Here is a 22,100-nt window from a genome sequence, read left to right on the forward strand (position 1 = left end):
ATGACTAGAATAATAGGAATCGATGCAGGCGGAACGAAGGTTCAGGGACTTGTCATGGATAGGGAGAAAAATATCCTTTTCCAAAGTTTATCCGGACACGGGAATCCGTCCGTCTCGTATGAGGAAGCATTGCAGAACCTCTCATCTGTCGTTCAACAATGCCTGAACCATACTAGAGAAGCGGCCACACATATTGTGATCGGGATGGCAGGCGGAGGGTCGGGAAATCTATCACAAATGATTCAGTCAGAATTGAGCAGGATGACTTCCCTTCCCATCATTCTTATAAACGATGCCACTCTTGCCTATTTCAGTTTGATCGGTAACCGGAATGGTGTGATGACGATCGCGGGCACGGGATCGATTTGTTACGGAAGAAACGGAAAAAGAGAAGGAACAACCGGGGGCTGGGGACACTTACTTGGAGACGAGGGCAGTGCCTACCATATTGCCATCGAAGCGAGCAAAAGGATCGTCAGGGAAATGGACTTAGCCACTCCGCTCTCCCCTCTTTCCCGCAACATACTGAACACCATCAACGCTACAGACCCCCAAGGATTGAAAGGATTCATCTATTCTTCCTCCAAAGGGGAGATTGCCAGGCTTGCGAAAGTGATTCACGAGGAAGCACAGGCCGGGGATGACTATTCCCTTCATTTATTAAAGAGAGCAGGCGAACTCCTTGCCGGGCAGACTATCGCATTGATCGAGAAGTTACAGCTTGAATCACATCCGGTCATCGCATTAAAAGGCAGTGTGCTTGAACACAATCCGGTTGTTCAGTCCATTTTTAAAGAAACCGTTTCAAAACGATTTAACGAACCGACTTTCATCACCGATTCCATATCCCCTGCTACAGGCGCAGTGGATATCATTGAAGCAATCCAATTGGGGAGGTATGTATGATGAGTAAACGTTTAGCAGTCGGGCTGATGTCCGGTACGTCCGTTGACGCGGTGGATGCCGCCCTTGTTTCCATCGAAGGAGCAGGGACGGACACCGTGGTGGAGCTTGTCCAGTATTCAACTACGCCTTTTTCACAACCGGTGAAAAAGAAAATCTTTGATGTCATGAGTCTTGATCGTTCTTCCACCCCTCTTTTATCCAGCCTGCATTTTGAGCTTGGAGACGTATACGCCGATGCCGTAGAGAAAGTATGTGCGGAGGCAGGCATCTCTGTTGACGATCTCAGCTTTATCGGATCACATGGACAAACGGTCTATCATCAGCCCTTTCATACGGAAGATTCGGTTGCTTCCACTCTTCAAATCGGAGAACCGAGCGTGATTGCCTACAGGACTCACACACAGGTGATATCCAATTTCCGTTCCATGGATATGGCTGCAGGAGGAGAAGGGGCACCCCTTGTCCCTTATACAGAGTTCCTGCTCTACCGGAAAAAGGATGGGGGCAGGCTCCTCCAGAACATCGGGGGAATCGGGAATGTGACCGTCCTGCCGAAAGACTGTTCCCTTGAAGAGGTGTTTGCTTTTGACACAGGTCCCGGGAATATGGTGATCGATGGACTGTGCGGGAAGTTATTCGGCTTCTCTTATGACGAGGATGGATCGATTGCCGCCAGGGGAACGGTTCACCCTGAAGCAGCACGGAAATGGATGGAGTGGGAAAAGGATTTCTTTCAGAAAGCGCCTCCCAAGTCCACCGGCAGGGAACTGTTTGGTGAGGTATTCGTGAACCGGATACTTCAGGAATACACCAATATCCCGAAAGAAGATCTGATTGCTACGGCAACCTACTTTACCGCCCTCTCCATTTCGGATGCTTATAAAACATTCGTCTTCCCTCGGCATCCGATCAATGAAGTCATCATCGGTGGCGGGGGAAGCTATAACGGGACCCTTCTCCAAATGATGAAGGAACTTCTCCCTGAAGTGACAATCCTCATTCAGGAAGATATCGGATACTCCTCCGATGCCAAGGAAGCGATTGCCTTTGCACTATTAGCCAACGAAACGCTACACGGCAAACCAGGCAACGTCCCTGGGGCAACCGGAGCGAAAAAACCCGTCATCCTCGGGTCGATCACACCAAGCCCCATCATCACAACATAATGTATCAGGAGGGACGGACCTTGACCCCAGTCGGGTACCGTCTCTCTAGTCATTTTATGAACAACTTTGAAAAAATCGCTAATAAAGGTGGAAACCACTATGATCACCCCTGATATCAAGAATCAGCTCGTCAGCATCGTCGGTGAAGACAACTACCGTGATACCCCTGCTGAAAAACTTGTCTATTCCTATGATGCAACACCCAACTATCAATCCATGCCCGATGCCATTATCGTTCCCAGGTCAACCGGGGAAGTATCGGCAATCGTGAAGATCTGCAATGAACATGGCATCCCGATTGTCCCGCGGGGCTCAGGAACAAATCTTTGTGCCGGTACGTGCCCAACTGAAGGCGGACTTGTTCTACTTTTCACCCATATGAACAACATCCTCGAATTGGATGAAGAAAATTTAACGATCACCGTCCAGCCTGGGGTTGTTACACTTGATTTGATTCACTCCGTTGAAGCCAAGGGACTCTTCTATCCTCCAGACCCGAGCTCCATGAAAATCTCCACCATCGGAGGGAATATCAATGAAAACTCCGGTGGCTTGAGAGGGTTGAAATATGGCGTCACCCGGGATTATGTACTAGCCCTTGAAGCGGTGCTCCCAAATGGTGATATCATCCGTACCGGCGGGAAACTCGCAAAAGATGTGGCCGGGTATGACTTGACCCGCCTGTTTGTGGGGTCGGAAGGAACCCTTTGTGTCATCACGGAAGCGACATTAAAGCTCGTTCCCATGCCAGAGACGAAACAGACGATGCTTGCCCTTTATCAGGACATAGAAGCAGCTGCTAAAAGTGTGTCGAGCATCATCTCGAATCGGATCATTCCGACTACCTTGGAATTTCTGGACCAGCCTACATTGGAAGTGGTAGAGGATTTTGCCAAAATCGGCCTGCCTACCGATGTGAAAGCCGTCCTGCTGATTGAACAGGATGGTCCTCCTGAAGTGGTGGCACGAGATATGAAGCGCATCGAAGAAGTGTGTGTGGAAAACGATGCCGTATCCGTCCAACTCGCAAAAACGGATATCGAAGCAGATGCCCTTCGCACTGCCCGGCGTTCTGCCCTCTCGGCTCTTGCCAGACTAAAGCCGACGACAATCTTGGAAGATGCGACGGTACCACGTTCCGAAATTGCCAAGATGGTGAAAGCGATCAATGATATAGCCGAACGTCATGGGGTGAAGATTTGCACCTTTGGACATGCAGGAGACGGAAACCTTCACCCGACCGTTGCGACAGATGCCAGGGACAAAGATGAAATGGAGCGGGTCGAAGCGGCCTTTGAAGAAATCTTCGCTCATGCCATTGAATTGGGCGGCACCATTACGGGTGAACACGGGGTCGGCATGATGAAGGCCCCTTATCTCGAATGGAAACTTGGTGCTGAAGGAATCAACGCCATGAAAATGATCAAGCAATCCTTCGATCCCAATAACATCATGAATCCGAATAAAGTATTTGCGAAAGAATCAAGAAAACGTGTGGTGATTTCAAGATGACGACCGTCCAGGAAAAACAAAAGATACAACAAGAGTTCAAAACACGTATGAATGAAGATGAACTATTGAATTGCATGAGATGCGGATTCTGTCTACCCTCCTGCCCTACCTATATCGAATCGGGGTTTAAGGAATCACACTCCCCACGCGGGCGCATCGCCTTGATGAAGGCCGTCGTCGATGGTGTGATCGAGCCCGATGAAGAAGTGGAGCGTACTCTGGATCTGTGCCTCGGATGCAGGGCATGTGAACCTGTCTGCCCTTCTGGCGTTAATTATGGACACTTACTCGAGGAAGCCAGGGATATCATCAATCAAAATAAAAAACACTCCTTTCCCGCCCGAATTGTCAGGAAGACCGTTTTTGAAGGGTTGTTTCCCCATCCTGATCGAATGAGGATGGTCACGAACCTTCTCGGAATCTATCAGCGTTCCGGTTTACAGAAGGCTGTCCACACCACGGGAGTGATGAAGCTGTTCCCGGAAAGCATGGCCACGATGGAACGCGTCCTGCCTCAAGTTCCTAGATTGAAAGAGATGAAGGAACGCCCGACTTCCCTTTCCTCAATTGGTGAGGTCCGTAAAAAAGTCGCTTTCTTTTCCGGCTGCTTGATGGATACGATGTTTCTGGAAACAAATAAGGCCACAACGAAACTCCTTCAACTGGCAGGCTGTGACATCGTGATTCCGAAGACGCAAACCTGCTGTGGGGCTTTGCATGGACACAGCGGAGAGAAGGATGCAGCGAAAGAGCTGGCCAAACGGAACATTGAGGCATTTGAAGATGAAGGCGTCGATTACATCATCACCAACGCAGGGGGATGTGGAGCATTTCTAGTTGATTATGATCACCTGCTGAAAGACGATCCCGAGTGGAAAGAACGCGCCGTCATATTCAAAGAGAAGATCAAGGATATCTCTTCGATTCTGGTAGAATTGGAGTTTCATAAAAAGACATTGAATGTGGCACCACAACGGATCACGTACCAGGATTCCTGTCACTTAAGAAACGTTCAGAGAACCTTCTTGGAACCAAGGGTACTTCTCCAATCCGTGGAAGGTGCCGATTACATTGAGATGAAACAAGCCGACCACTGCTGCGGCTCAGCTGGGATATACAACATCGTCGAATCCGACATGTCCATGAAGATCCTCGATCACAAAATGGAAAACGTCGAAGACACCCGGGCCACCACCATCATCACATCCAATCCGGGCTGCCTCCTCCAAATGAAACTCGGCATCGAACGGGAAGGTCTATCAGATAAAATGCGAGCCATCCACATCGTCGACTTCCTATTAGAAGCAGTCGACTGAGAGGGACGGACCTCCACAACCATCCTTTTGCTTCCGCAAAAGAAATGATTGGAGGTCCGTCCCTCGATTTTTATCTTTTTTTGATTTTAAAGAAAGAAAAGTAGACGAGAAAGGATAGGATGATTCCATAGGCTGCAAGCAGTGTGAGGGCATTGGTGACATTGGTTGTGAGCCAGATGATGATGGTGGCTATGGCGACGAGTACAGCACTGATTGTGATGAGCCTGTTCATGGGAGGCCTCCTTTATGAGTAGAGTAGGTTCTATTGGTATATACGATTGAGATGAGGGAAGGTTTCTTTTTTGTTTTTTGAGCAGGAGATTTTGAGGTTTTGATTCAGCTGCTGATTTTACTCTGATATTCAGCAGCTGAATATCTCTTCGAAATCAGCAGGTGAATATCCCCTCGGATTCAGCTGCTGACTGATCAAGAATTTTCAGCTGCTGAATTCTTCCATTTATTCACCTGCTGACCCCATCCCCACCCATCAAAAAAACACCGGACACCCCAACAGGCATCCGATGTCTCCCATTCTCACTGACTCGCAATCTCATAAATCTTCAAATTCCCATAAATCAACCTTACATCAGGGACCTCTACGTCCTGACTCTCGGCAGCCTCCAGTAGGTAACCGTATAAATGATCGGCCTCCACTGATAGATTCTTCTCCATATCACGTTGCAGGGAAGACTTCATGCTGTAGCCCATCCCGCTGATTTTATCGTAAAGAGCGTCTTCAATCTTTTCTGCAAGTGGCGCCTCCAACTTCCTCATGACCATCGCTGCCTGAGAAAGGACCGTCTTGATCCGCCCCTCTCCTTCAGCGGTCTCCCGGATCGGACCGATCGGGGCACGATAGAGGGATGTAACTCCTGAAAGGGTGGTGATGAAGAGATATTTATGCCACATTTCCTGCTCGATGGCATCGGATAATCGGAAGTTCGCTTTCGTTCCAGAGAAAGCTTCTTCCAGTCTGGTGATTCGCTCCGTCCGATTTCCACTCCTCTCTCCAAACACCAGGTCATGGATAGGGCTTGTCTGAATGACTTTACCTGAAGCATCGAGTGTGGACTCGACAAAGCATAAGCCGCCTATCACCTTTTCTTCCCCGAACGCTTGGATCAAGTCCTCGACGTGGGACATGCCGTTTAACAATGGAAGAATCATGGTGTTCTCCCCTACAAACGGATGTAGACTATCGATGGCCCCTTCTAGGTGATACGCCTTGGTGGATAATAGGACGACATCAAAGGGTTCTGCTTTTTCTTCTGCCTTAAGGGTCTTCGGCTGAAAGTGATGATCGCCATGAACGCTCTCGATATGAAGTCCATGTTCCTTCAGCTGATGTTCCCTCCTATCCCGCACGAGAAACGTGACGTCCTCACCTTTCTCTGCCAATCTGCCTCCAAAGTATCCTCCGACGGCCCCTGCTCCTACAACCAATATTCTCATGTCTTCCGCCTCCATTCCTGTTAGATCTTCTATTACATTCTCCAATATGAAAGCGGATAAATCAAAAGTTCTGATCAGTACATTAACCCATAAACCAGAAACCGCTCATATTCGTTCTTCGCGAACTCCCCTGTTAACACAACTTCTTTTCGCAGCTGAAATAATGGATGATCCTCCAGGAAATGAACATAATCATCCGAGCTGTAGTACAGAAGAATCTCGATATCACGTGGAAAGGATTCTACTGATAATAGAATATGATTGATGACTTTAATAAAAATTTGAACGGAAAAGGGATTGAAAAAGTAGAAACGGTTGTCTGCCGGGTTTATCTCATAGTCCTCAGCCAGGCAATGGCGAAAGGAAATCGCATCATTCCTGATTTTTGTTTTCTCGCGGTAGGTCGCAAGATTCCTCATACAATCACCGTAAAACTCGTCGTTCATTTCGACACCGATGACAGTCGATTGAAAGAGATGATGAACGAAGAAGTTCAAGCGGCCTTTTCCACATCCGAAATCCACGACACGGTCACTGCTTTTCAGTTCATAATGCCGAAATAACTCCTCTAATGCCGCGTAAGGAGTCGGTTCATAGCGATGATAGTGAAAAGATCTGTGGAAGCCTATTTGACGATCCCCCGTTTTGATATTCAGTAATGTATCGTAATCATGTTCGTTCATTTTGTTCTCCTTATTGAACCTGCCATATATATGCTCTTCCATCGTACCACGATTCCTTTCAGACATAAAAAAGCAAACCCCTTTAATAGGATTTGCTTTCATATGTCTTATACCCAGCCCAATGCCCTGACAATCGTTGCTACCAGGAATGTGACCCCGATCGCAATCGCTGTCGGAATCGCAAAGGACAGGAACGTCCATTTCTTGCTTTTCGTTTCCTTGTAGATATTCACAAGCGTCGTACCGCAAGGGAAATGGAGCAGTGAAAAGAGCATCATATTCAGTGCCGTTAACCACGTCCACCCATGACTGACGAAAACAGCTTTTAACTCGGTCAGATCATCCAGTTCAAGCATAGCCCCTTGAGAAAGATAGGCCATGATCAGGATCGGCACCACAATTTCGTTGGCAGGCAGCCCGATGATGAAGGCGGCCAGGATGAAACCATCCATACCGAGTGCCTGCCCGAACGGATCAAGGAACTGTACAAAATGCATGAGGATGCTCGTGTCACCGATATTGATGTTGGCAATGATCCACGTGATGATCGATGCTGGTGCGGCAACGATCACCGCTCTTTTTAACACATACCAGGACTTATCTTTACTCGAGCGCAATACGGTACTCCAGATTTTCGGACGGCGGTATGGCGGTAACTCAAGCGTGTAATGAGTCGGCACGCCTCTAAGGGCTGTTTTCGATAGCACCCATGAAACCGTAATGGTCACGACAATTCCGATCAATACCATGGTCATGACCATTCCTGCCGTCACGAGGGACGCCATCCCACCCGCATACCCGGCCGCCATGAACAGGGAAGCAAGAAGGATCAGAGTCGGCCAGCGACCATTACAAGGAACAAAGTTATTCGTCAGGATGGCCAGCATCCGTTCTCTCGGTGATTCGATGATACGCGTCGACATGATGGCAGCAGCATTACATCCAAAGCCCATCGCCATCGTCAGGGATTGCTTTCCATGGCCTCCCGCTTTCTTAAACAGGCGATCCATATTGAAGGCGACACGGGGTAAATACCCGTAATTCTCCAGAAGAGCAAAAGCCGGGAAGAAAATGGCCATCGGAGGAAGCATGACGCTGATCACCCATCCGGTACCCCTGAAAAATCCCAGAACGAGCACACCGTGAAGCCATGCTGGTGCATTCATGGCGTTAAAGAGCAGGGTCAACTTCCCTTCCATCCAGGCAAATCCTTCCGCAAGCATGCTGGATGGGATATTCGCCCCCGCAATCGTCAGATAAAAAACCGCTCCAAGCATGGCAAGCATGATGGGGAATCCCCAAATTGGTGAAGTCAACACTTTATCCAGCTTTTCGGAATGGATCCGTTCTTTGTTTTTGTATTTTACGACTTCCTTGCAAATCCCTCTGCTCGTCGAATAAATGTTTTCTACAATCTCATCCCGCAGGTTGTCACTCGACATCCCTTTCGCATGATTGAATAAAAACGTAAGACCCTGATCACCATTATGTGGTTGCATTGACTGAGACATTGGAAATTCCTCCTCTCTTTTGTTCCCTCCGGAAATAATCATTCAACGAGTTGAGTATGCTTTCGTCTCCATCCAATAATCGCAGGGAAATCCAGCGAATCGGAAACTCATCCCCGATCATTTGGCGTACTTTTGGCGAAAGCTCTTCTATTTTTGCTTCGATATCCGCAGAATAGGTCATGCGGTATGGAGTGGTCGGTACATTTCCTTGGGCCATTTCATGGACGGTATCCAATAACTCTTTGATGCCCGTTTTATTTCTTGCCGATATCTTCACAACCGGTACGCCCAGTTTTTTGCTTAGTGCTTCACTGTTGACTTCGATTCCTTTTTTCTTCGCTTCATCCATCAAATTGAGGGCTACGATCACTCGATCCGTCATTTCCATCACTTGAAGGGCGAGGTTCATGTTTCTCTCAAGGGACGTTGCATCGAGTACCACCAGCGTCACATCCGGTTTATCAAAAATGATATAATCCCGGGCCACTTCCTCATCCGCTGAATTGGAATAAAGAGAGTACGTCCCCGGTAAATCGACGATAGTGAAATCCGTATCCTTGTGATTGAACTCTCCTTCTGCGTGAATGACCGTTTTCCCCGGCCAGTTCCCTGTGTGCTGTCTTAAACCTGTCAACAGATTGAATAATGTACTTTTCCCGGTATTCGGATTTCCTGCAAGAGCAATTCTGTATGATTCCATCTTTACGCACCTCCTATTTTCTCAACATGAATCCTTGAACTTTCTTCTTTACGAAGGGCAATCGTGGTGTCACTCACTCGAAAAGCCATCGGATCTCCCAGTGGACTTTTTTGAACGACCGCTACCTCGGACCCCCTTACAAACCCTAAATCCAATAATCTTCTTCTCATGGTACCTTCTAATGATAGTGATGTTATAAGAACGCGGTCACCTGGTTTACATTCTGAAAGAAGCAGCTTCTTGACTTCGGACATATTTCATTCCTCCGGTAAATTATATTGTCTTTATATTAAAAAGTTTCCCTTGTGCAAATTATATGTTCATCTTATTCCCTTCACCCCAAAAATGTCAAACAAAGTTTCATATTTTTATAGATTTTTTAAGTGGATGTCCATTTATGACATAAAAAAGAAGCATCTGGCAGCCAGATACCCCTTTTTGAAACAGACATATGGAAAGCACTTATTAACCAAGATACCCCATTAGATCAAGCTCTCCCTCTTCCCTCCCATGTATAATCAACTCTTTTCCTTATTTACGGATACAATGAAACATTTGTTTCACCCTATCGAAAAAAGTTCCACCAAACACATCACATGATTAACCTCCTGAACTTGTGGTAAGTTAAACATGTTGGAATTAATGGATTAAGGAGTGAATATTCAATGTCTACAAAAGACCAGATCAAGCAAGACATACTAGATGCTTACCATTTCAGACATGCTACCAAGGAGTTCGATCCGGACAAGAAGGTTTCCGAAGACGACTTCAGGTTCATTATGGAAACGGGGAGATTGTCACCGAGCTCATTCGGGTTCGAACCATGGAGATTTGTGGTCATCCAAAATCCTGAACTGAGGGAAAAGATCAAGAACACCGCGTGGGGAGCCTACGGAAAACTGCCGGAAGCCAGTCATTTCGTCGTGATCCTTGCAAGGACCAAGAAAGATACCAAGTACGATTCAGACTATTTACAGGATCATTTCAAAAATAAGAAGAAGATGCCTGAAGATCATTTGGCAAAGTATTTAGAACGGATCGAACAGTTTCAGAAGGTTGATTTCGATTTACTTGAAGGCGACCGTCCTCTATACGACTGGGCCGGAAAGCAGACGTATATAGCCCTTGGCAATATGATGACCGCCGCTGCCCAGATCGGTGTAGACTCCTGCCCGATCGAAGGATTTGATGTTGAGAAGATGAATACATTACTGAATGAAGAAGGCCTGCTTGAAGATGGACACTTCGGCATTTCCGTCATGGTGGCATTCGGTTACCGGGTCAAGGATCCAGCACCGAAATCCCGTCGACCATTTGAGGATATCGTGAAGTTCGTATAAATAAATGAAAGGAATCCCGCGTCCGTCGGGATTCCTTTTTTCTCTTGTTAGCCTGCTTCTGTCTTAATGGCTTTTTGCAATTCTATCATTACCGTTGTCCCTTTGTTCAGTTCACTTTCCACTTCAATTTTCCCCTTCATGGAATGAACAATGATCGTGGCTGCCATGATCCCGAGGCCAGTGCCTTCATTCTTTGTTGTAAAGAACGGTTCACCGAAACGTCGAATCTGCTCATCGGTCATTCCTTTACCCGAATCAGAAATGGAAATGATTACGTTCTCCTTCTCAACCATCCCAATCGATATCTGCCCACCCCGAGGCATGGACTCTATAGCATTGGTCATGATATTCCCCATGCATTTAATAAAATTATGGCGTTGCCCTTCTACATGGATACCGTCTAAAAGTTGATAACGGAAGGAGATATGTGCAGCCTTTGATTTGATGATTTCAATCAGCTCCATAAGTGAATCCTTTACATCGATACTTTCCGACTTTTCTGGCGTTGAATTGGTAAACGTCAAATATTCCTCTATAACATGAGTGGCCTGATCAATCCCTTTTAAAGACAACTCTATAAATTCTTTCTGTGTTTTTATGTCTTTTTCTTCTTGTACCAGCTGCAGAAATCCTTTGGATGAAGTCAATGTATTTCGGATTTCATGGGAGATACTCGCTGCCAACCGGCTCACAACCTGAAGCTTCTCATGTTGAGACAAAGTCTTTTTCATCTCCATCAATTTCCGTATCATTTCCGCGATCATCACTGATATAATAGTCGCTGCCAGCGGAATGAGAACGAGATACAGATACTCATCCACCGTGATTTCAGCTTGATGAATATACCCAAACAGAAGGTTAAATATCGTCATACTGAAACAGATGATAATCATGAATAATACTTTCACTTTTTTCTTAGCACGCAGAAATCCTTTTGAAAAGGCTGCCAAAATTAAAAAAGTGACAAAATAGTTGAGAATCACCAAATGGATAAGACCGCTCCCAATGATGAAATACCGTAGCGCTATGATCATGACCATTAGAACGAAGGAAACGACCGGGCCGAAATATAAGCTGGCCAGAAAAAAGGGGATCCTTCGCAAATCTACATAGACGCCATCTGCCAGCTTATGACTGAACATCACACATAATAGAATCGTGACAGTGGAGAAGATGATGACAATCCTTTTTGAAGGGTGCTTCTTTGTGGCGTCATAATAAAGGGCGAAAAGGAGTAGTCCCACTAGAATAAATAAAAAGTTCAATAATAAGTTCGTTAAGACAGAATCATGCAAACAAACACCCCTCCCTCATTTCAATCGGCAACCTTTATCAGGAGTGAATTTCATAATCAGAGATCGGATTTCCCTCTTTTATCAACTGTGTAGAGGCCGAACTCCCCCCGATCAGCTCTCCTTTATGATTAAATAACGGATGACAGTTTACATCATACTCATACAATTGATCAGCTATCGGGAATACGATAACCTTTCTTAATGATGTACGGTTCTTTATTACTTCTTGTTTTACTTTCATTAATTCCCTCGTACCATGGTTGTCCCCTAATTCCACATCGTTTCTTCCAATCACAGTCACGGGGTCAAGTTCAGGATTCGGGTTAAAAATCCACGTATATCTTAAATCCAAATCAAAATGGGCAATTACCATAGGAGAATCTTGGAGGGCAAAATAAAAGGGACTTTCTTCTAATTCGAAGATGGAAACATGAAATTTCAATAAGTCTGCCAAGTTCTCTGCAAGCCTCTTACTTGGGACTCTTACACCACTTTCAATCTTTGAATAATAAGATCTGTCGATGTGAACTAAATAAGCAATGTCTTCTTGGCTATACCCCTTCATTTTTCTTAATCTCTCTAGCCAATTTCTCTTTTGATGACCCATTCGCATCCCTCCTACAAAACCTTTCTAGTTCTATTATACTGATTCAATATTCAAAAACTATGTGACTATTTTGTCACTATTGCAAAATATCGTAAAACCGACTAAAAGCCCTACATTTAAGGAAAAATCAAAAAAATTCTTCTAGTAAAATGGAATTTCCGTCCCCGTCCATTCATAAAAAAAGAACTCCAGGAGTAAACCTGAAGTCCTATATTTAGTTCCTGAACCAATCCGCCCCTTCATCCATATGAACAAACGGAATATCAGTATCCACTTTCCCCATCAATTTTTCCTGTTCAACATCTTCCCCCTTTAGCCATTCGGCAAAATCGAAGATAACAGGATCCCGGTCTCCGCCAAGAGCAAACCATGCTTTCATTTCTTTTGGAAAATAAGCCGATGTATGAATCGTTCCGGCCCAGCTGCCGTAAAGATCCGAGAACACCCCTTTCCCCGTATCATTCATTAATCGGAATGCACTATGAGCGTCTTGATCCCCCGTTTCCTTGATGATGCTCAATCTCCGCTTGGAATCGACCAGGTGATTTCTGTTCTCATCGGTCATCATTTCAAAATGGTTGGTGCATGCCTTGGCTTGCCGAGTCGCCACCCCACGTGGTGAGGTTTCAACGATATACGTCTCCCCACTTCGATCAAACACCACATAACTGAACGAATGCCTATGAGGGATTTCCTTCAGCATCTCGACGGCTTCGGTAACATCTTTACAGGATTCAAGGATCAATCGTCCGATCATGCAGCAAATGAAACCATCTCCGGGATTCTTGCGGTGCATGAAGTTATACCCCAATGAGAGGCCATGTTCGTTCATCCCGTCCATCCTGCCCGTCACGCGTTGGCTAGGGCCGATGATTGCGTATCCTGTATCCGTTGGCTGAAAGAACGTATAACGTCCCTCATACGTTTTCGGATGATAGTCATAATTCCTGATCAAGTAGTCTTTACCCGTTACGATCGAGCAGCCGGACTTCACATAATCCACCCGGTAGCCGCCAAACTCCTTCAGCACCCGCTCCATCGGCCACTGGAGGGCTTCTTGTAACCCAAGGAGTTCATCCCAGACCCCTGGGGCAAATCTTCCGATCACAGTCTTTGTTTCTTCAATACTGATAGAAAACCTTGGTTTTCGTACCTTCCACTGATTCTCCCGATTTCTAACCGTTATGGAATCCTTTATCCGTTCCCCTTGCATAATCCCGAAGTCATAATGGGAACCACGAAATTGAATCACATCGCTATGTATTGTTTTCATGCTAAAACCTCATTTTCATCAGAATCTATTCTACAAGGATAATAGAATGGATCAGAAAAAGAAAGGAATCGCCATCCTCCTATACACGTTTATCAACTGGAAGAAAAACAATGATTATAAAACATATGAGAAACGCCATACCCGTCACCACTAACCCAAGGAAAAAACCGATGAAGGCCATAAATCCGTCTTCACCTGGATATTGAGGTACATACGTGACCCATTGGTACAGGATAAACAAAAAAAGAACCAAATAGAAACTGCTTCCGACCGTTCCTGCTTTCCATCGTTCCCCTTTCACCCACACTTTCGTACGGACAAGTGAACTCCATACGAGAAGACTCAATACAGTGGCAGCCATTATAATGACAAGGTGAATGTATGGAATCATCAGTAGAGTCGTACCATACAATAGCAGCCCGGTTGTACCGAATAATAATAGATTCATCCCAAACAAGAATACACCGACTAACCAGGGATTCTGAAACCAATTAAACTTATTTAGAGATTGAATACACTTAAATATATAGAGTCTCTCTCTCGGGATTTTTGAAAAAAAGAAAAGTCCGACAATACCCAAAATGAAAAATAATGTCACTTGTTACCCCCCTGTCATTTGTGGTTTATTTTACCATATACTTATCTTGTTTTGATATATCTTGTGATGAGTTTAGGGGTATACAATCATCCACCTGTATTCGTTCTTTTAATTCAGCTGCTGAAATCATCCAAATATTCAGCAGCTGAATTAAAAGAAGACGGCCATCAAGACCGTCCCCACATCTATCACTTCTTCTTCTCGATAATCTCATCAATGATCCCATATTCCTTTGCCTCATAGGCACTCATGAAGTAGTCACGGTCCGTATCAAATGCAACTTTCTCAACCGATTGCCCCGTTTTCTCCGCAATGATTTCATTGATATGCTCCCTTAACTTCAGGATGCGTTTCGCTGATATCTCAAGGTCTGTCGCCTGCCCCCTGGCGCCACCCAACGGCTGATGGATCATGATTTCACTATTAGGCAGGGCGAATCGCTTTCCTTTCGTGCCTGCCAAGAGCAGCATCGCGCCGAATGATGCCGCCATGCCCGTGCAGATCGTCCGGACATCGGGGCTGATGTACTCCATCGTATCAAAGATGGCGAATCCCGCCGAAGTCGAGCCCCCGGGACTGTTAATATACAAGGAAATGTCTTTATCGGGATCATCTGCGGCGAGGAATAATAATTGAGCCACGATACTATTGGCCATCTGATCATTCACTTCGTCACTCACCATGATGATCCGATCCTTTAATAACCGTGAGTAAATGTCGTAGGAACGTTCTCCTTTACTTGATTGTTCAATTACATAAGGTATTGCGTTCATGTCTTCTTCCTCCCTCATTCGTTATGCAGCCATCGAGAGGATGGTCGAAGGCGAAGGAACTTCCGGCAGCACCATCTGGACTGGTCCATAGGCAAGAAGCGTCGGAATGTAGGCGATTAGCAGACTAGGATCCTGTGCTTTCAGGCTCCGATATAAAATGGCGTTCAGCTCTTTTTGGAGATTTTGATCCCAGTATGTGCCACTTCCTCCCCATTCATCATCGAGGGAGATTTTTTTCAGTTTGGCCCTCGTCCGGTTCAATAAAGCCTTCACAGCTGTTTCTGCCAGGTTTAATAGTACGGCCACTTCAGAAATTTTGTACTGAAAGGCTTCCTTTAATACGAAGGCAACCAATTGCTTGGGGGTCAATCTGTTAGAAAGCATGCCGATCATCTCAGGACTTATCCACTCTTTTGGATGATTTTCCCTACCAGCCTCCGGGACAGATCCGATTGTTTCCCTGATCTCTTTCCGGCCCTTGTCGATCCACAGATGATAGGCCATTTTCTTCAGTAAAGCAGGACTCCAATCCTGACGATCCGGGTAGCGGGTGAGGGCTTTATAAACAGATTCCTGGGCAAGATCCTCCCCGTCCCATTTGTCCTTTGTCAGAAAATAGCAATACCGGAACAGTTTTGGAACCATTTCTTCGATCTCTTCTTCGTCCAGGTTGAATACCGATCTCATTTGCATTATCTTCACTCCTTTGCATCCTCTCATGCTTATAACGGATAAGTAGCAGAAAAAGATATGGGTAAAAGCTTATTTTATTCTCATTATATCCAAGGAAAGGAGTATTCGTCATAAATTGGTTTCCTCTCCGTCACTTGTGCTAAAGTAAAAACATAAAAAATCGTTTACTGAAATGAGGTGCCCTTATGATATCAATTCTTGTCGTTGATGATGATTCCCATCTACGAAAGCTCGTTCGTGTGTATTTGGAGCAAAATGGATACATGGTGACAGAGGCACCAGACGGCGAAGCCGCTTCCGACACTCTCCTCCATCAAACTGTCGACCTTGCCATTGTCGACCTGATGATGCCGAATAAAGATGGATTTCAGTTGGCAAGTGAGATAAGGGAAGACTATGATATCCCCATCATCATGCTGACTGCGAGGGACAGCATGACGGATAAAGCGAAAGGATTTCAGTCCGGAACCGATGATTATATGGTGAAACCCTTTGAAAAAGAAGAACTCCTTTTCCGGGTACAGGCAATCCTGAGACGATTCGACAGGGCAGGTTCCCAAACCATCCGCTTGGGAGACATGACGCTTGATAAACGGTCTTATGAGGTGAAAGCCGGGAATAGGACCATGAACCTACCCCTCAAAGAATTCGAACTGCTCTATTATCTTGCAAGCTTTACGAACAGGACATTTACGCGCGATGAACTCATCCAGCATGTATGGGGAATGGACTTTGTAGGGGACGACCGGACCATCGATGTGCACATTAAACGTTTGCGTGAAAGGTTTCGAGGTTCCACCAATACCTTCACGATCACAACCGTACGGGGAGTCGGCTACAAATTGGAGGTACATAAATGAAAACCCTTTATATCCGGATCGTCGTCGTCACCCTGTTGATCATGATCGTAAGCAGTGTGATCGCCTTTATCGGTTCGAATCTTTATTATCAAATGATTTTAAAGCCTTCCAATGATGAAAAAAATACCGAAATCGCCCGGGACGTTGTGGAACTTTATGAGGCAGCTTCCATGGAGGAATCGACTTTTTTTGAAAAGACGGCAAGGTTAAGCTATCAGTTTTATGTGACCGATGGAAAAGGAACAGGGACATTTTATGGGGAGGAATTTCGTGATCCCACTCTATCTCCCAAAGTAATACGAAGCGTTCTGAACGGGACAACGTATCACGGGATGGCTGAATATCCTTCCACCACGTTTGTGACGGGGTTTTTCTCTAATGAATTATCCAATTCTATCGGTGTCCCGATTGAAATCGACGGGAAACCACATGCGTTGTTCATGAGGCCGAACGTCAAGCAGCAGTTCAATGAAATACATATTCTCCTGTCCGTCCTTCTCCTATTGACGATTGTGCTCAGTATGATGATTGTATTTTTCAGTACACGGTACTTGGTAAAGCCGATCAGGGAACTTACCGCTGCCACGAAGAAGATAGCCGGTGGAGACTTTTCCATACAGCTGCATGAAAATCGCAAGGATGAAATCGGGACCCTTGCCAAATCATTTACGAGCATGAGCCGTCAGCTCAGGCAGCTGGAAAATATGCGTCAGGAGTTCGTTTCCAATGTCTCACATGAAATTCAAACACCACTTTCTTCTTTGAAAGGCTATGCGAATCTGTTACGATCCCCTTCCTTATCCAAAGAAGATCAGGAATATTATACAAAGGTGATCGAATCCGAAAGTACGCGGTTATCAAAGCTGAGTAAGCAGCTATTGACCCTTGCCTCCCTTGATAAGGATCAAGGGGTGATCAAATTAGAACCTGTAGAACTGACATCGATGGTGCAAGTTCTCATCAGTCAGACCCGATGGTTGTGGGAAGGAAAAGATCTTTCCTTATTCTTTGAAGCGGATGAGGTGACCTATAACGGACATGGGGAATTGCTGTACCAGGCTTTCGAGAACCTATTATCCAACAGCATTAAATATACTCCCAGAGGTGGGGAAATTATTATAACCCTCCTTACAGAATCAAAGGGTATCACGTTTACCATCCAGGACACTGGAATTGGTATCCCACCGGAGCATATGGAGAAGATCTTCGACCGATTCTACAAAGTGGACGAGTCCCGGAGTCACGAACGGGACAGCAGCGGCCTTGGTCTATCCATCGTCCAAAAGATCATCAGCCTCCATCATGGGGAAATTCATGTGGAGAGTGATCCAAATGAAGGAACCACTTTCAAGGTGACCCTTCCTTAATCCGTTGTTCATCTTCCGTTCATACTTCCCTTTTATCATGAAAGAGAAGTTATGAAAGGGAAGGTGATTTTTTTGTTTCTCGCATGGAAAGAAATCCGCTATGCCAAAATGAAATTCATACTGATCACAGGCATCATCACACTGATCACAAGTCTCGTCTTGTCAATATCCGGGCTTGCCAACGGCTTATCCGTTGATAATGCCTCTGCTATTAAAAATTTGTCTGCAGAAACATATATTGTTGAAAAAAGCGACTCGCATCAGCTTGAGCGATCAAATATGACAGCTGCTGATAGATCCACCGTAAAAGGAGGCTCTCCACTGGCATTGAAGATGGTCGAAATGACTCATGAAGGAGAAGCCGTGAATATCAGCCTCTTTGCCTTAGATCCAACCAGCACTTTCATGCCGGACGCAGAAGAAAGTGTGAAACTCGCGCCTTACGAGGTACTTGCGGATCCCGGCTTACTAAAGGAAGGATATCAGTCCGGAGACTCTTTCACGTACCAAGGGAAAACCTGGATCATTAAGGGTTTTACAAAAAAACGTTTCAGTTACGGCCATACCCCGGCCATGTTCACATCGATGGAAACGTGGAAAGATCTCCATGGAGATGATCTTACGTACCAGGCACTCCTCTTCACAAATAAGGGTGGAGTGGACATTCCTTCCAAACTGGAAGCAGCACCAAAAGAGGACATCCTGTCAAACGTACCGGGTTATTCGGCGGAACAGGGCTCTTTAAAGATGATGGTCATCTTTCTGCTCATCATTTCGGCGATTGTCCTGGCAACGTTTTTCTATGTCATGACCCTGCAAAAGCTTCATCAATACGGTGTACTGAAAGCAATCGGAGCAAAAGCAGGTGTTCTTCTACGTGCCCTGTTCCTCCAAATATCCATTCTTTCCGCACTTGGGATCCTGGCAGGGAATACCCTTACCTATGGATTGACACAACTGATTCCAGGAGATGTCCCATTTGAATTATCCTCTGGCATGATCCTGTTAAACAGCGGATTGATCTTAGTCATGGCATGGGTCGGTTCACTCCTGTCCTTCAGGAGCATTATGAAAGTAGACCCATTAGAAGCAATCGGAGGGGTGAAATAAGATGACATCCATTTTAGAATTAAACGGCGTTACGAAAACATACAAACAGGGACATGAACGGCTCACGGTCCTGGACCAAATTTCCATGAAGGTGAACAGCGGTGAATTCGGGGCGATACTCGGCCCGTCCGGTTCGGGTAAAAGCACCCTCCTCTCCATCATCGGGGCGTTGACCAGTCCCACTCGTGGTGAGGTGACTCTAAACGGAAGAAATGTACACGACATGACCGGAAAAGAACAAACGGCTCTTCGTCTGAAGGAAATCGGCTTCATCTTTCAGCAATCGAATCTGGTTCCTTTCTTAACAGTGGAAGAGCAACTGTTACTGGTAGGGAAGCTTACCAAGCAGAAGGACCACCTTCAGGAACGGGCATTGGAATTATTGTCTCACCTTGGACTTGAAAACCGGAAAGCCCATTATCCTGAACAACTCTCCGGAGGCGAACAGCAACGGGTCGCCATCGCCCGTGCCCTCATGAATGAACCAAAGCTGATCCTTGCCGATGAACCTACAGCAAGCCTTGACCGGGAACGGGGAAAATCCGTGGTGGAATTATTAGTAAAAGAAACGAAGGAAAGAGATATTGCTACTATTATGGTCACTCATGACGAGTCGATGATCGGAGATTGTGATTGGGTTTATCGGATGGGATAGGAAAGGAGCGTGCCTGGAAAGAATCAGGCACGCTTTTCGTGTTGCTCTAATAACCGCTTTAACTTCTCAGGATCATCCACTCTCAAAGCCACTTTAGATACCACTTCTTTTTTACCCATGAACAGCGTCGCTTCGACGGGCTCTTTAAAGATCAGGATCACTTGAGGGTGAATCTCCTCAAAGTCTTTCTGCATAAAGACCATGGTGCCTTTAACTGGTTTCTTTTCTCCCCATTCTATCTCTTCGATGTTTGACAGGGGCAGAATCAGTCGCTGCCTTAATCCCTGCACCACACGCAATTCACCATTTTCCACTTCAACAGGATGCAAACGTGTAATCTGGATTTCTGCAAGTACGAGCAGAATACTGTACACGTTTAGAATGAGCAGAATGAATGACAGGATAGGAAGTTTGGTATGCAACCACCAGTGAAGTCCGATTGTTTCGATGGCTACGGCATGGATGAGCATGATATTTATGGCGATGGCACTGGTCTTATGATGCATCGTCACCACCCCGTCATGAATAGGAGGTTTCTTCCTCCAGCTGAAGAAGGCGTAGTACACCATCAGAATCTCAGATGCCACGATTCGGACAAGAGGAAGTCTACTTACCTTTCTTTCTACTGAAGGAAGGAATGAAAAGATCGGACCTGTTTCCGATGATCTCATTTCGGCCCAGATGACCGGCATTCTCTTGAGCAGAAGGAAGATCAGTCCCAGTTCCGCCAGAAAGAACAAGGCCTCAAAGCTTATCCCCGAGTACAGGAGAATCGTATAGGGTGCAAAGAATTCTTCAGGAATGATGACTCTTGCCATGACCAATCCAAATACGACGAATCCGGCGGCCTGCTTCTTTGACACTTTAAATGCGGCATAAGCAAGTGCCGGTGAAATGATGACCAGATCCACTAAGGATCCAAGTACGGCGCCTCGATCAAGTTCAATGGCCAGGAACTGCTGCACGATTGGTTGATAAAGCATGACATTACTGAAGAGGACGAGTGTTAACAGGGCAAGTGCCCATAGTGACCATTTCGAGTTTCGCAGAACCATGTTCACACCTCCAATTGACACCTATTCCATTTACTTACATTATAACTCTTTCAGCTCGTTCCGGAAATCTTCGTCTCTTAGAATATTCAGCATGAATGAATTCAAACTCCCTGAGATTTTTTCTGACTCCCCTGCTCCCAACTCGTTTGTAAAGAGTGCAACCTCTGTTGAATTTCCTTCTTTATCCGTTGCATACGCAGCATTCGTGACGAGGAACTCTGTCGATCCCCCTTTTTGTCCGGCATGCTTTAACCACTCTTGATTGATTGGACTCTCCATAAGACCTTCCATGACTGAATCCAATCGATCCTGTGTTTCTTTGTCAAAAAAGTTCTTTGAATTCAACTTCCCCATGAGAGTGGAGTATTCAAAAGTGGTACTCCGGGTCAGTCTGTCAGACCAAATTTTGTCCAGACGCTTACTTGAATGCCCATTTTCAATATACAGTCCTTTTTCCCCCTCTTTTAAACGTTGTGCAATGGTTTGAGCGATTTGTATGTATTCCTCTTTTGACATCTCCTTTATCTTCGTCTCAATATAGTCATCCGTATAGGAAGGATCTTTCATCTTCAAATACGTTGGAATCAGCATGGCCCCCGTGACCGGGTAAAGCGCCTCATGTTTTTCAATGTGCAGTTCATCCAGTGATTCGTTGATCGCTCCCATTCCCAAGAGATCAATTAAATAGTCAGTGTTGGCATTGGAACTGAAAGCCATCATTCCTTTCACCACATTTTCAAGGGTAGTACTATTCCCAAGGAGAAGTCCCTTATCCTTTGAATACGCTATCCAGGCTTTATGGGCTCCCCCATCCGTATCCGGAATATAGTATCGATCAAGTTCTTCCAGAGAAATACTGCGGGAAGGATCTAATGTCTGTTCTCCGCATCGCTTCGCATATTCAATGGCTATGATAATCTTCATCGCACTTGCTAAAGGATACATCTCATCTTCCCTGACAGACACAAGTGTTTCACCATTCCGAACCACCGTTAAACTCCAATTTCCGTTATGCTTCAAGTAGTCTAACAGATAGTCGGCATCCCTCTTTCCCGCATGCTGTCTAATCCCAGCCACGATGACGATCAATGCGATAATCAAGGCTATTCCTATGATGAATAAAGAAAGCTTCATTTTCTTCTCTCCTGTCTATTAACGGTTACTATATATACGGTGTAAAATTGGAAAATGTTTCATTTTTTTGCATGAAAAAACCTATCCATCGTTT

At 45.5% G+C, this 22,100-nt stretch carries 23 protein-coding genes; 9 read left to right on the forward strand and 14 right to left on the reverse strand.

The window, feature by feature from the left end:
* The 4 genes from BVI01S_RS05215 to BVI01S_RS05230 all read left to right on the forward strand — a co-directional run bounded on the left by BVI01S_RS05215 (position 1) and on the right by BVI01S_RS05230 (position 4,900).
* Positions 1–906: a BadF/BadG/BcrA/BcrD ATPase family protein gene (locus BVI01S_RS05215; protein ID WP_061809520.1), complete on the forward strand. Its 906-nt coding sequence runs from the start codon at positions 1–3 to the stop codon at positions 904–906.
* Positions 906–2,072, forward strand: a complete 1,167-nt coding sequence (gene anmK, locus BVI01S_RS05220; RefSeq protein ID WP_061809521.1) for an anhydro-N-acetylmuramic acid kinase AnmK — start codon at positions 906–908, stop codon at positions 2,070–2,072. Before BVI01S_RS05215 ends, anmK begins: the two co-directional genes overlap by 1 nt.
* 99 nt (positions 2,073–2,171) lie before the next feature.
* The gene (gene glcD, locus BVI01S_RS05225) at positions 2,172–3,584 is read left to right on the forward strand and encodes a glycolate oxidase subunit GlcD (RefSeq protein ID WP_061809522.1); all 1,413 of its coding nucleotides are present in this window, start codon (positions 2,172–2,174) and stop codon (positions 3,582–3,584) included.
* On the forward strand, positions 3,581–4,900 hold the full coding sequence (locus BVI01S_RS05230; RefSeq protein WP_061809523.1) for a (Fe-S)-binding protein: 1,320 nt from the start codon (positions 3,581–3,583) through the stop codon (positions 4,898–4,900). Before glcD ends, BVI01S_RS05230 begins: the two co-directional genes overlap by 4 nt.
* A gap of 70 nt (positions 4,901–4,970) precedes the next feature.
* On the opposite strand, the gene BVI01S_RS22475 is transcribed toward BVI01S_RS05230, so the two are convergent.
* From BVI01S_RS22475 to BVI01S_RS05255, 6 genes are all read right to left on the reverse strand, one after another.
* On the reverse strand, positions 4,971–5,132 hold the full coding sequence (locus tag BVI01S_RS22475; protein ID WP_156030121.1) for a hypothetical protein: 162 nt from the start codon (positions 5,130–5,132) through the stop codon (positions 4,971–4,973).
* Positions 5,133–5,434: 302 nt separating this feature from the next.
* Complete coding sequence (locus BVI01S_RS05235) at positions 5,435–6,352, reverse strand: ketopantoate reductase family protein (RefSeq protein WP_061809524.1); 918 nt, start codon at positions 6,350–6,352, stop codon at positions 5,435–5,437.
* Between the two features lie 74 nt (positions 6,353–6,426).
* On the reverse strand, positions 6,427–7,035 hold the full coding sequence (locus BVI01S_RS05240; RefSeq protein ID WP_061809565.1) for a class I SAM-dependent methyltransferase: 609 nt from the start codon (positions 7,033–7,035) through the stop codon (positions 6,427–6,429).
* 107 nt (positions 7,036–7,142) lie between these two features.
* Positions 7,143–8,534 carry a nucleoside recognition domain-containing protein gene (locus BVI01S_RS05245; RefSeq protein ID WP_061809566.1) on the reverse strand — a complete coding sequence of 464 codons (1,392 nt, stop codon included), beginning with the start codon at positions 8,532–8,534 and terminating at the stop codon, positions 7,143–7,145.
* The gene (locus BVI01S_RS05250) at positions 8,521–9,246 is read right to left on the reverse strand and encodes a FeoB small GTPase domain-containing protein (protein ID WP_061809525.1); all 726 of its coding nucleotides are present in this window, start codon (positions 9,244–9,246) and stop codon (positions 8,521–8,523) included. The genes BVI01S_RS05245 and BVI01S_RS05250 overlap by 14 nt, the downstream gene beginning before the upstream one ends.
* Before the next feature lie 2 nt (positions 9,247–9,248).
* Entirely contained in the window at positions 9,249–9,500 is a 252-nt protein-coding gene (locus BVI01S_RS05255; protein ID WP_034762401.1) for a FeoA family protein, read from the reverse strand.
* Positions 9,501–9,911: 411 nt separating this feature from the next.
* Between BVI01S_RS05255 and BVI01S_RS05260 the strand changes: the two genes are divergently transcribed.
* Positions 9,912–10,586 carry an NAD(P)H-dependent oxidoreductase gene (locus tag BVI01S_RS05260; RefSeq protein WP_061809526.1) on the forward strand — a complete coding sequence of 225 codons (675 nt, stop codon included), beginning with the start codon at positions 9,912–9,914 and terminating at the stop codon, positions 10,584–10,586.
* A gap of 47 nt (positions 10,587–10,633) precedes the next feature.
* Here BVI01S_RS05260 and BVI01S_RS05265 read toward each other — a convergent pair whose 3' ends face one another.
* From BVI01S_RS05265 to BVI01S_RS05290, 6 genes are all read right to left on the reverse strand, one after another.
* Entirely contained in the window at positions 10,634–11,881 is a 1,248-nt protein-coding gene (locus BVI01S_RS05265) for an ATP-binding protein (protein WP_061809527.1), read from the reverse strand.
* Between the two features lie 37 nt (positions 11,882–11,918).
* The gene (locus BVI01S_RS05270; RefSeq protein ID WP_061809528.1) at positions 11,919–12,488 is read right to left on the reverse strand and encodes a helix-turn-helix domain-containing protein; all 570 of its coding nucleotides are present in this window, start codon (positions 12,486–12,488) and stop codon (positions 11,919–11,921) included.
* A 214-nt stretch (positions 12,489–12,702) separates the two neighbouring features.
* Positions 12,703–13,761, reverse strand: coding sequence for a C45 family autoproteolytic acyltransferase/hydrolase (locus tag BVI01S_RS05275; RefSeq protein WP_061809529.1), 1,059 nt, complete (start codon positions 13,759–13,761; stop codon positions 12,703–12,705).
* Positions 13,762–13,840: 79 nt separating this feature from the next.
* Positions 13,841–14,359 carry a hypothetical protein gene (locus BVI01S_RS05280; RefSeq protein ID WP_061809530.1) on the reverse strand — a complete coding sequence of 173 codons (519 nt, stop codon included), beginning with the start codon at positions 14,357–14,359 and terminating at the stop codon, positions 13,841–13,843.
* Positions 14,360–14,547: 188 nt separating this feature from the next.
* Entirely contained in the window at positions 14,548–15,150 is a 603-nt protein-coding gene (clpP, locus tag BVI01S_RS05285; RefSeq protein ID WP_305793838.1) for an ATP-dependent Clp endopeptidase proteolytic subunit ClpP, read from the reverse strand.
* 3 nt (positions 15,151–15,153) lie between these two features.
* Positions 15,154–15,825, reverse strand: coding sequence for a sigma factor-like helix-turn-helix DNA-binding protein (locus BVI01S_RS05290; protein ID WP_061809532.1), 672 nt, complete (start codon positions 15,823–15,825; stop codon positions 15,154–15,156).
* A gap of 185 nt (positions 15,826–16,010) precedes the next feature.
* Here BVI01S_RS05290 and BVI01S_RS05295 point away from each other — a divergent pair, with 185 nt between their 5' ends.
* The 4 genes from BVI01S_RS05295 to BVI01S_RS05310 all read left to right on the forward strand — a co-directional run bounded on the left by BVI01S_RS05295 (position 16,011) and on the right by BVI01S_RS05310 (position 19,817).
* A complete protein-coding gene (locus tag BVI01S_RS05295) occupies positions 16,011–16,685 on the forward strand; it encodes a response regulator transcription factor (RefSeq protein WP_034762390.1) in 675 nt (224 codons plus the stop codon).
* Positions 16,682–18,052 carry a HAMP domain-containing sensor histidine kinase gene (locus BVI01S_RS05300; protein WP_034762388.1) on the forward strand — a complete coding sequence of 457 codons (1,371 nt, stop codon included), beginning with the start codon at positions 16,682–16,684 and terminating at the stop codon, positions 18,050–18,052. The genes BVI01S_RS05295 and BVI01S_RS05300 overlap by 4 nt, the downstream gene beginning before the upstream one ends.
* Before the next feature lie 72 nt (positions 18,053–18,124).
* Positions 18,125–19,162, forward strand: a complete 1,038-nt coding sequence (locus BVI01S_RS05305) for an ABC transporter permease (RefSeq protein ID WP_167562097.1) — start codon at positions 18,125–18,127, stop codon at positions 19,160–19,162.
* Between the two features lies 1 nt (position 19,163).
* Positions 19,164–19,817: an ABC transporter ATP-binding protein gene (locus BVI01S_RS05310; protein WP_034762387.1), complete on the forward strand. Its 654-nt coding sequence runs from the start codon at positions 19,164–19,166 to the stop codon at positions 19,815–19,817.
* Between the two features lie 23 nt (positions 19,818–19,840).
* Here BVI01S_RS05310 and BVI01S_RS05315 read toward each other — a convergent pair whose 3' ends face one another.
* A complete protein-coding gene (locus tag BVI01S_RS05315; RefSeq protein ID WP_034762385.1) occupies positions 19,841–20,872 on the reverse strand; it encodes a hypothetical protein in 1,032 nt (343 codons plus the stop codon).
* Between the two features lie 39 nt (positions 20,873–20,911).
* Positions 20,912–22,006 (reverse strand): serine hydrolase, encoded by a 1,095-nt coding sequence (locus BVI01S_RS05320; protein WP_061809534.1) that lies wholly within the window; start codon positions 22,004–22,006, stop codon positions 20,912–20,914.
* Positions 22,007–22,100: the final 94 nt, after the last annotated feature.

Origin of the sequence: Rossellomorea vietnamensis NBRC 101237 (genome assembly GCF_001591825.1) — a bacterium.
Classification (GTDB): domain Bacteria; phylum Bacillota; class Bacilli; order Bacillales; family Bacillaceae_B; genus Rossellomorea; species Rossellomorea vietnamensis.